We start from the raw sequence: 9,693 nt of genomic DNA, 5'->3' as shown, positions 1-9,693 counted from the left end.
GGCGCGGCTTCGCGGTCGTCGCGGGCGAGGTGCGCACGCTGGCCCAGCGCAGCGCGGGCGCCGCGCGCGAGATCCGGCAGCTGATCGGCGCGTCGATCGACGACGTGCGCGACGGCAATGCGCTCGTGTCGCAGGCCGGGCGCGCGATGGACGAGATCGTGTCGTCGGTGCGGCGGGTGGCGACGATCATGACCGAGATCACGACGGCCACCGTCGAGCAGAGCGCCGGTATCGACCAGGTCGGCCAGGCGGTCACGCAGATGGACCAGATGACGCAGCAGAACGCGGCGCTCGTCGAACAGGCCAGTGCCGCCGCGAGCGCGCTCGAGCAGCAGGCCGGTTCGATGCAGGCCGCGATGTCGGTGTTCCGGATTGCGCGGGCGCGGTGAATGATTGATCTGAGCGGCCGTGTGCGGATCGCAGCGTGAAGGGGTGTGGGGCGTGCCGCTCGTGCTCGTCGCGGTGCTCACCAACTGGCTGCTCGACGAAGCCAGCGTTCCGCCGCAGGCGCCCCAGGACGACGCGGGCAGCAACGTGCTGCCGCTGTATCGCGTCGGCTAGCGCCCGCGCGCCGCGTGGATGACAACTCCGCGCTTGCGTCGCGCGGCGAGTCGTTGCCGCCACACGCGTTACTCGTCATTCGCAAGCGCCGCAACCTGTGCGATGATTCGCCGCTTCGCGTGCGTCGCAATACGCCGCTGACCAAGGCGCCCGGTTGCGGGCCGCCGTCGATCGTCCATACGTACATGAACCCGGAGGCGCGATGCCCGCAGTGACCATTCAACACAGCACCCTGCATTACCAGGATCACGGCACCGGCTTTCCGGTGCTGCTCGGGCATAGCTATCTGTGGGATGCGGCGATGTGGGCGCCGCAGATCGACGCGTTGTCGCGCCGGTATCGCGTGATCGTGCCGGACCTGTGGGGGCATGGCGCGTCGGGCCCGATGCCCGACGGCACGCAGACGCTCGACGATCTCGCCGCACACGCGAGCGCGTTGCTCGATGCGCTGGAGATCGACGCGTGCGCGGTCGTCGGGCTCAGCGTCGGCGGCATGTGGGGTGCGCGGCTCGCGTTGCACGAACCGCGGCGCGTGCGCTCGCTCGTGCTGATGGATGCGTCGCTCGAGGCCGAACCCGAGGCGACGCGGCTGCGCTACTTCGCGATGCTCGATGCAATCGCCGCCGCGGGCAGCATCGTGCCGCCGCTGCTCGACGCGATCGTGCCGCTGTTCTTCCGGCCGGACGTGAACCTGGCCGACCCGGTGCCGAGCGCGTTTCGCGCGGCGCTCGCGAAGCTCCCGGCCGACCGGCTGCGGGAATCGATCGCCCCGCTCGGCCGTCTGATCTTCGGGCGGCCCGATACGCTCGCCGCGCTCGCCGACCTGGACGCCGAACGCACGCTGCTGATGTGCGGCGCGGGCGACATGGCGCGCCCGCCGTCCGAGACGGTGAAGATGGCGAGCGTGATCGGCTGCCGCCATGCGCTGGTGCCGGACGCCGGCCATATCTCGAACCTGGAGAATCCCGCGTTCGTCACGCGGATGCTGCTCGACTGGTTCGACGAGCAGCAGCTCGCGGCGGGCTGACCGTCACCCGCGCGATGCCGGCGGCGGGTGCCGCGCGGCGTCGCGTGATGCGGGCCTGAGTGTTGTGTGTTGCGCGTGTTACGCGCGTTCGCCGACCGGCGTGAACTTGCGGTCGCGCACGCGGCCTTCGTCGGCGCCTCGGCGAATCAGGTCCTGCGCCTCCGCACGGCTCGCGACGCACGGCGCCGAGCCGGGCAGTGGCCGCCGCGCGGTTTCGCGCAGCGCGAGCACCGACACGATGCCGATGAACGACGCACCCATCAGGTAGTAGGCCGGCATCATCAGGTCGCCGGTGCGATCGACGAGCCATGCGGTGACGAGCGGCGTCGTGCCGCCGAACAGCGACACCGACACGTTGAAGCCGATCGCGAGCGCGCCGTAGCGGATCCGAGTCGGGAACAGCGCGGGCAGCGCGGACGGCATCACGCCGGTGAAAGTCGACAGCAGCGTGCCGTAGATCAGCATCCCGCCGAACACGGGCAGCATCCCGCCCGTGCGGATCAGCAGCAGCGCCGGCACCGACAGCACGAGCAGGCCCACGCAGCCGGCCATCATCACCGGCTTGCGGCCGACGCGGTCCGACAGATGGCCTGCGTAGAGCGTCATCGGCATCATCAGCACCATCACGAGCAGCACCATGAAGAGGCCGTGCGTCTCGTTGAAGTGCAGCGTCGCCGACAGGTAGTTCGGCAGGTACGACAGCGCCATGTAGTCGGTCACGTTGAAGATCAGCACGAGGCCGACGCACTGGAGCAGCGGCCTCCACTGTTCGGCGAGCAGCGTGCCGAACGACTGCTTCGGGCGCGCTCGTTCGTCCGCTTCGCGTGATTCGGCTTCCTTCTTGAACGCGGGCGTTTCCTCGAGCTTGAGCCGCACGTACAGGCCGACGAGGCCGAGCGGACCGGCGATGAAGAACGGCACGCGCCAGCCCCACGACAACAGCGCTTCCTGCGACAACGTGGCCGTCAGCACCGCGACGGTGGCCGCGCCGAGCGTGTAGCCGATCAGCGTGCCGAACTCGAGGAAGCTGCCCATGAAGCCGCGGCGCCTGTCGGTCGCGAACTCGGCGATGAAGGTGGCGGCGCCGCCGTATTCGCCGCCGGTCGAGAAGCCCTGCACGAGGCGGGCGACGAGCAGCAGCACGGGCGCCATGATGCCGATCGATGCGTAGCTGGGGATCAGGCCGATCGCGAAGGTGCCGACGGCCATCATGATCATCGTGGCGGCGAGCACACGCTGGCGGCCGATGCGGTCGCCGAGCGGGCCGAACACCATGCCGCCGAGCGGGCGCACGAGGAACGCGGCCGCGAACGTGCCGAAGGTCGCGAGCAGCTGCGCGGACGGGCTGCTCGACGGGAAGAACACCTTGCCGAGCGTGACGGCGATATAGCTGTAGACGCCGAAGTCGAACCATTCCATCGCGTTGCCGAACGCCATGGCCCCGACCGCACGTTTCAGGACGGCCGGGTCAACGATCGTGATGTCGTCCAGCTTCAGGGCCTTACGCGAAGACCGGGCTTTCGCGGGGTGCGCTTGCGATGAACTCAATGAACGCTCCTGGAAGGGCCTTCGCGGCTGGTCGAGCCGACGCGCGCGGCGGTGCGGGCGCGGGACCGTCGGGGGACGAAGGCGGTTGTCTCTGGATCGCCGTGATGTCGAGGGCGCGGCGCGCGCCACGGGACAGCCGGCAAGGGTGTGTTGGTGTGAAGCAGTGTAGAGAAACGGGGAAAGCGGACTATCGGTCATGCGCCCGGAAATCGGTCGTAAACGACACGGATGGCGCAGGCGGGCAACTCGTCATGCCGGCGCTCGGCAAGGGTCTGGCGGTCCGGGATGCGTCGATGGCGGTCTATACCGGTGCCGCGACGCGAAGGACGCGACACGTCGCGGATCATGCGGGCATGATGCGGCCGCTGCGGCCGATGCGTCGTGCACGGATTCGCACGCGACGGAAGCCGCGCCGAATCTGGACGCGCGGTCGCGCGCCGAATGCGGTGCAAGATGATTCGTACTGCGAATTCAGAGCGGTGGCGCTCCGGCGAGGCCACCGCCGCCCGCGCATCAGAACAGGTGGCGAATCCCGAGGTTCGCGCCGACGGTCGTCCCGGTGACCGCGTAAAGCGCGTTGTTGATCCCGAGCCCGGTGTTCATCGCGCCGTGATTGTTGACCATCGCGACCTGTGCGTACAGCGCGGTTGCCTTCGACAGGCTATAGGTCGTGCCGACGGCCGCGAGCAGCGAGTGATTGGCCGTGTCGTTGCGGTCGCTGGTGAACCAGACGCCGCCGTTCAGGTCGACGGCCGGCGTCGCCTGGTAGTCGAGGCCGCCGCCGTACACGTTGTTGCTGAACGATCCGCCGACCTTGTAGCTCGCGAACGACGCCTTCGCCGTGACCGGGCCGAACCGGTACGCGGCGCCGAGCGTGCGTCCGACGAACGCGACGGTGCTCGGCGTCGGCGTCGGGTTGGTGCCGTCGTTGCCGTCGTAGAACGCGGCGTTGATCATGAAGCCGTCATGCTCGTATTTGAGGCTCGCCGAATACTGGCGTCCGGCCTGGAAGTCGCCGGCCTTGCCGCCGAACGCGAACATCGCGCTGCCTGTGAGGCCGGCGATCGTCGGGCTCGTATACGACACGGCGTTCGGGTTGAACAGGCCCGTCACGAGCACGTTGTCGACGTAGTTGATCAGCCCGCTGCCGAAGTGCGAGAAGCTGCGCGGATCCGAATCGAAGATCGCGAGCAGGAACGGCGAGTACTGCACGCCGGCCTTCAGCGTGCCGAAGCCGCCGTCGAGCCCGACCCACGCCTGGCGGCCGAAGAAGTTGCCGTTCGAATGGGCGAACGCGCCGTTGGTGACGGCAAAGCCGCTTTCGAGCTGGAATTTCGCCTTGAGGCCGCCGCCGAGATCCTCGGTGCCGGTCATTCCGAAGGTCGTCGGCGTCATGCCGGTGTCGGTCATCGCGAACTGATGGCCTGCGTTCGCGCCGGTGGCGGCGTCGAGCGTCTTGCTCGTGTACAGCAATGCGGCGTCGAGGTTGCCGTACAGCGTCACGCTGCTTTGCGCGCAGGCGCTGGTACTAGCCATCGCGCCTGCCAGCGCGGCGCAACCGATCACGATTCTGCTTTTCATTGGGATGTCTCCAGTGTTGTTGTACGTCCTTGCATCGAACAGGGGATGTGACGGACGCCGCGCATGGCGGTGTCCGTCGTGCAGGCCGCGCACGCAGGGTGGGGTGCGGCGGGACGCACGTGCGCGGCCGGGTGTCGGCCGTGCGCGACGCGTTCATGGCCCGGATGGGCGCCGGAACGCGCGTGCGTCGAGGAAGTCGGGTGGGGCCGGCCGGTGCCGGCCTTGTCATTCAGCGCGACTGGCCGAGTTGATCCAACGATTTGCCATCTCGCGCAGGTACCTCCGGACCGGGTCGGTCGTGCGCGGCGCGAGCAGGTCGGCCGCGGCGAGCGTGCCGGCGCTGTCGAGCCATCCACGCGCGGGCGGCGCGGGCCGGAAGTCGCGCTCGAGCGTCCAGCCGCTCGCGGTATCGGCGCTGTCGGACACCGCAATGCCGAGTTCGCCGAGCACCGCCGCCGCCGCATCGATGCCGCTGTCATTCGCATCGTCGTCGGGCAGTGCGTCGATGATGTCGCCGCGGGTGACGAAGCCGCGTGACAGGCCGGTCGCGATCAGCGCGTGGAGATGCGCGACGGCGTGCGGCCGAGCGCCGTCGTCGCGGCCGGCCGTGGGCACCGCCGCGTGCCGCGCCGGCATCCCGTCGCGCGACGCGTCACGCGCGCTTCGCATATACGTTGCACCAGCCGTCCGCCGCGACCGACTTGCCGCCGAACATCGGGCACGTGCCGCTCGCATCGGCCGCTTCGCCCTTGTAGAAGCGGCAGTTGACGCAGCGCTGGCCGGCCTGGTATTTCGGGAACTGCGCGGCGTCGACGCTGGACGCATGCGCGCGATAGCCGAGCGTCTTCGCGGCGGCGTCGTTCTCGTCGACGAGCGGCGGCGCCGCATAGGCGGTGCGCCCGGCGGCGAGCGCGGCGCACAGGCCGATGGCGTTGACGATGAAGGTTCTGCGGGAGGTCGGGTACGTCACGGTCGTTTCCTGGTCGAGATGAAATCGTGGGGAAGGGCGCGGCCCGCATCGCGTGGCGAAGCCGCTTGCCCGGTGTTACTGGCTTGCGTTCGCGTCCTTGTGTGCGGCGGGGCCGGCGATGAGCGGCGCGGTCGACGCGCGTGCGGCATCGGCCGTCAGCTTGTTCTTGCTGGCGATATAGCCGTTCGACGCGAGCAGGAAGGCCATCAGGTCCGCGTATTCGTCGTCCTTGAGCTTGCCGGGCTGGTCGGCCGGCATGTTGGTCGCCATGTAGCCGAACACGCCGCCGATCGTCAGGTGCGAATGCGACAGCGGTGCGAAAGACGTGCCGCTCAATGCGGGCGCGGTGTTGCCTTCGAGGTCGGCGCCGTGGCACTTCGCACACGCATTGCCGTAGAGTTCCTTGCCGTGTGCGGCCTGTGTGGCGTCGAACGCGGGCGCGGCGTCGCCGGTGCTCGCGGCGACGCGGATGAAGCCGCCGCCAGCAGTCACGTTGCGCGCCCGCAGGAGGCCGCCCGGGTGACGGCCGCCGGCTGCCGTCGCGCCGTCGAGGAAGCGCGCCGGCGAGCGCGACTCGTGCGCTTCGAGTGCGCTGCCGGGCAGCGCCCACTTGCGGGTCAGCGCGGCGAGCCGGCCGTTGTTCTTCATGTGCGTGAGGGCCGCGTCGATACGCTGCTGCAGCGCGGCCGAGCGCGGTGCGAACGCGAACGTGAGCTGCCACTCGGCATACGGCGACGACGTCGCGCCGATGCGGAACGCCTGCTTCGGATGCGCGGCCTGATACGCGACGACTGCCGGATACCAGACGATCGCGCGATGCGCGCGGCCGCGGGCGACCGCATCGACGGTTTGCTCGGACGTATTCTCGAGATCGAAGCGCGCGTCCTTCTGCTGGACCGCGATCAGCTGCGCGGGGCTCGCGTAGGTGGCCGCGACGATTTCGCGGCCGGTCGTCGGCGTGCCGGCGTCGCGGCGCGTGACGCTCACGTAGCCCGAGCGCAGGTAGCCCTGCGAGAACAGCAGCTTCGTATCGGATGCGTCGGCGATCGCCGAGCGGGGGAAGCCGGCGAGCACGTCGCATTCGCGTTCGAGGATGCCGGCGAGCTCGTGCGCGGACACACCGTCGTCGTCGCTGCCGCCCGCGTCGTGCGCGGAGAAGGTGGCGGCGATGCCGGCCGTGCGGAACACGTCGCGCGCGACGGCCTTGTCGAGCGCGGCCGTCGGCGTGCCGGGCAGCGAGCAGACGCGCACCGGCGTCGCGGCCGTGGACGGTACCGGGAGCAGCACCGTGCCTGCCGCGAGCGCGCAGGCCACGGCGAGGCGGGAAAGTGGAAGGTTCATGATCGTCGCTCGGTTGGAAACGGGGGAGGCACCCGCGCCGTCGGCGCGGGCGCAATACGGTCGGCCGGGTGGCGATCAGCCGCGGTCGAGGGCGAATACGTACAGCGTGCCGCCGCGCGGCACGTCGTCCGCCGCCTTGGCCATCGGCCCGCCCCAGATCGGGTTCGCGCCGCCGTAGCCGGCGAGTACCGCTACGTACTCCTTTCCGTCGACTTCAAACACCGACGGCTGCGCGATGATCCCGCTCGCAAGCTTCGGGCTTTCCCACAGCACCTTGCCGGTCGATACGTCGAATGCGTACAGGTGGCCGTCGAGCGAGCCGCTGAACGCGAGGCCGCTCGCGGTCGTCGCGACGCCGCCGTTCCACGGCAGCTTGCTCCAGTGGCTCCATACCTTCTTGCCGGTGTTCACGTCGATCGCCTGGAGTTCGCCGTAGCCTTCGCTGCCCGGCTCGGGCTTGATCTCGAAGCCTTCGCCGAGATACGGCAGCCCTTCCATGTAGTTGACCGACTTGCCCGACAGGCTCATGCACGCATGCAGCGCCGGCACGATCGCGAGATGGCGTTGCGGGTCGTACGACACCGACCACCAGTTCTTGCCGCCGAGGAAGCTCGGGCACGTGTCGATCGTCGTGCCGACCTTCGGATACTTCGCGGGATCCTGGATCGGCGCGCCGTCCTCCGTGTAGCCGGTGACCGACGTGGCCTTCACGAACGGTTCCGCATAGATCAGCTTGCCGGTGTCGCGATCGATCGCGTGGAAGTAGCCGTTGCGGTCCGCGTGGATGATCGCGTCGTGTTCCTTGCCCTTGTACTTGATCGTCGCGAGCACCGGCGTGTTGACGCCGTCGTAGTCCCAGGTGTCGTGCTTCGTGTACTGGTAGTGCCACTTGAGGTCGCCGTTCTTCGGGTCCAGCGCGAGCAGCGAATCGGAGTACAGGTTGTCGCCCGGGCGCAGGTCCGCGAGCCACGGCCCCGGATTGCCGACGCCCCAGTACAGCGTGCGCGTCGCCGCGTCGTAGGTGCCCGTCAGCCAGGCCGGTGCGCCGCCGTGCGCCTGCATGCCGTCGGGCCAGGTATCGGCGTGCTTCTCGCCCTGGCCGGGGATCGTGAAGCGCTTCCACAGCAGCGCGCCGTCGTTCGGGCTCAACGCGGCGATGAAGCCGCGCGCGCCGTACTCGCCGCCCGAGCTGCCGACCACGATCGCGCCGTCGATCGCGAGCGGCGCGAGCGAGAACGCGTAGCCGAGCCCCGGCTCGAACATCTGCTTCTTCCACACGAGCGCGCCGGTCTGCGCATCGAGCGCGGCCACTTCGCCGCTCAGCATCGCGACGTAGACGTTCTTGCCGTACAGCGCGACGCCGCGGTTCACGACGTCGCAGCAGGCCGTCTTGAACGATTCCGCGCCGAGCTTCGGTTCGTATTTCCACAGCTGCGCGCCGGTGGCCGCGTCGAACGCGTACACGTTGTCCTTCGGTGTGGTCACGAACAGATAGCGGCCGTTGACGATCGGCGTGGCTTCGAAACCCTGCTTCAACTCGGCCGGAAACTTGTAGCTCCATGCCTGCGTGAGCTGCTTCACGTTCGACGCGTCGATCTGCTTGAGCGGCGAATGCGACTGGCCGTTGTACGTGCGGTAGTAGGTGAGCCAGCCCGGATCGCGTTGCGCGTCCGTGAGCCGCTGGTATGTGACGGCCGGATAGTCCGCGGCGGCGTCCACGAGGCCGGGATTCAAGACGATGGCGACGGCTGACGCGATGCCGATCGTTGCCAGTCGGCTCGTCGAAGCCGAGAGTTTTTTCATGGTTGTCTCCTGAGTCATTGTGGTCGCACCGCGGCCAACACATGGCCGGGCCGGCAAGGGTGGGGATCCGGATCCAGTGCGCAGCCAGTCACGCAAATCGCATGCCACTGCGGTGAACGCCTTGCCACGCAAGGCGCAGCGGCTGATTGCGCGCGCGGCGACGACGCGTGCGACGCAGTGCGGGTGATCCGCGGGTGTTGCGTTCGGGGACAGCCGCGGGCGGAGTGTTGCGAAACATGACAGTGCGTTGATGGCGGTGCGCGGCGCGTCGCGCGCGATGGCGCGTGTTCGTTCGGTGCGGTCTTTGGATGCGTGAATGCGCGGCGCAAGACCGGTGATCGTCGTCGACGGCGCGAACTGGTCGCGCGCATCGTCGTCGGTATGACACCGCTGCTCAGGATTGGCACGACGGATCACCAACCTGCTCGACAAGCGCTATGCGAGCTTCGGGATACTCGGGCGGAACTTCTTCAACGGTCCGAATCACGCGTTCGACGGGCTCAACCCGATCAACGAGCCGTTTGTCGGGCCGGGCGCGGCGCGTGGGTCGGCGCGCGCTATGCGTGGGATTGAGCGGGCGATCCGGCATGCGGTGATGCGTCCGCGGTGGCGGTCAGCGTCGCGCTCACCGCACGCGCAACGCCATGCGCGAGCGCATCATCGCTCGCAAGATGCCCGGCCCGCACGCGTTCGACGATGGCGGCCGGCACCGCACGCGCGAGACGGGCGACGTTGTCGACCGGGCACACGCGGTCGCGCGTGCCGTGCACGGCGTGCAACGGCACGCCGGCCTGTGCGGCCTGTCGCGCCAGCGCGAGCAGCCGGCGCTCGCCGAGCCAGCACGTACGTTGCAGGTAATGCG

At 69.1% G+C, this 9,693-nt stretch carries 9 protein-coding genes and 2 pseudogenes; 4 read left to right on the top strand and 7 right to left on the bottom strand.

Going from position 1 to position 9,693, the window contains the following annotated elements; all coding sequences use genetic code 11:
• From F3J14_RS31335 to F3J14_RS31320, 4 genes are all read left to right on the top strand, one after another.
• On the top strand, positions 1–389 hold a 389-nt coding region (locus F3J14_RS31335; protein WP_247682324.1), incomplete at its 5' end, for a methyl-accepting chemotaxis protein.
• A gap of 19 nt (positions 390–408) precedes the next feature.
• Positions 409–561: a hypothetical protein gene (locus F3J14_RS31330; protein WP_166726231.1), complete on the top strand. Its 153-nt coding sequence runs from the start codon at positions 409–411 to the stop codon at positions 559–561.
• Between the two features lie 14 nt (positions 562–575).
• A complete protein-coding gene (locus F3J14_RS31325) occupies positions 576–776 on the top strand; it encodes a hypothetical protein (RefSeq protein ID WP_166726230.1) in 201 nt (66 codons plus the stop codon).
• Complete coding sequence (locus F3J14_RS31320; protein ID WP_166726229.1) at positions 764–1,588, top strand: alpha/beta fold hydrolase; 825 nt, start codon at positions 764–766, stop codon at positions 1,586–1,588. The genes F3J14_RS31325 and F3J14_RS31320 overlap by 13 nt, the downstream gene beginning before the upstream one ends.
• A 78-nt stretch (positions 1,589–1,666) precedes the next feature.
• Here the strand turns inward: F3J14_RS31320 and proP are convergent, their stop codons facing one another.
• From proP to F3J14_RS31285, 7 genes and pseudogenes are all read right to left on the bottom strand, one after another.
• Positions 1,667–3,136, bottom strand: coding sequence for a glycine betaine/L-proline transporter ProP (gene proP, locus F3J14_RS31315; RefSeq protein WP_166726228.1), 1,470 nt, complete (start codon positions 3,134–3,136; stop codon positions 1,667–1,669).
• A 513-nt stretch (positions 3,137–3,649) separates the two neighbouring features.
• Positions 3,650–4,717: a porin gene (locus F3J14_RS31310; protein ID WP_166726227.1), complete on the bottom strand. Its 1,068-nt coding sequence runs from the start codon at positions 4,715–4,717 to the stop codon at positions 3,650–3,652.
• 264 nt (positions 4,718–4,981) lie between these two features.
• Positions 4,982–5,353 (bottom strand): annotated as a pseudogene (locus tag F3J14_RS31305) (RNA polymerase sigma factor region1.1 domain-containing protein); the annotation flags it as partial.
• A gap of 16 nt (positions 5,354–5,369) precedes the next feature.
• Positions 5,370–5,687, bottom strand: coding sequence for a high-potential iron-sulfur protein (locus F3J14_RS31300; protein ID WP_166726226.1), 318 nt, complete (start codon positions 5,685–5,687; stop codon positions 5,370–5,372).
• A gap of 75 nt (positions 5,688–5,762) precedes the next feature.
• A complete protein-coding gene (locus tag F3J14_RS31295) occupies positions 5,763–7,028 on the bottom strand; it encodes a transporter substrate-binding domain-containing protein (RefSeq protein ID WP_166726225.1) in 1,266 nt (421 codons plus the stop codon).
• 75 nt (positions 7,029–7,103) lie between these two features.
• Positions 7,104–8,831: a methanol/ethanol family PQQ-dependent dehydrogenase gene (locus F3J14_RS31290; RefSeq protein ID WP_166726224.1), complete on the bottom strand. Its 1,728-nt coding sequence runs from the start codon at positions 8,829–8,831 to the stop codon at positions 7,104–7,106.
• A gap of 557 nt (positions 8,832–9,388) precedes the next feature.
• Positions 9,389–9,693, bottom strand: a pseudogene (locus F3J14_RS31285) (prolyl aminopeptidase); the annotation flags it as partial.

It is taken from the genome of Burkholderia sp. Tr-862, assembly GCF_011753085.1.
GTDB classification, from domain to species: Bacteria; Pseudomonadota; Gammaproteobacteria; order Burkholderiales; family Burkholderiaceae; genus Burkholderia; species Burkholderia ambifaria.
This window is presented reverse-complemented; position numbering and strand designations above follow the sequence as displayed.

Excerpts from the sequence above, each read along its gene's own strand:
- F3J14_RS31295 (WP_166726225.1), bottom strand. The coding sequence starts at position 7,028 with ATGAACCTTCCACTTTCCCGCCTCGCCGTGGCCTGCGCGCTCGCGGCA.
- F3J14_RS31320 (WP_166726229.1), top strand. The coding sequence starts at position 764 with ATGCCCGCAGTGACCATTCAACACAGCACCCTGCATTACCAGGATCAC.
- F3J14_RS31310 (WP_166726227.1), bottom strand. The coding sequence starts at position 4,717 with ATGAAAAGCAGAATCGTGATCGGTTGCGCCGCGCTGGCAGGCGCGATG.
- F3J14_RS31290 (WP_166726224.1), bottom strand. The coding sequence starts at position 8,831 with ATGAAAAAACTCTCGGCTTCGACGAGCCGACTGGCAACGATCGGCATC.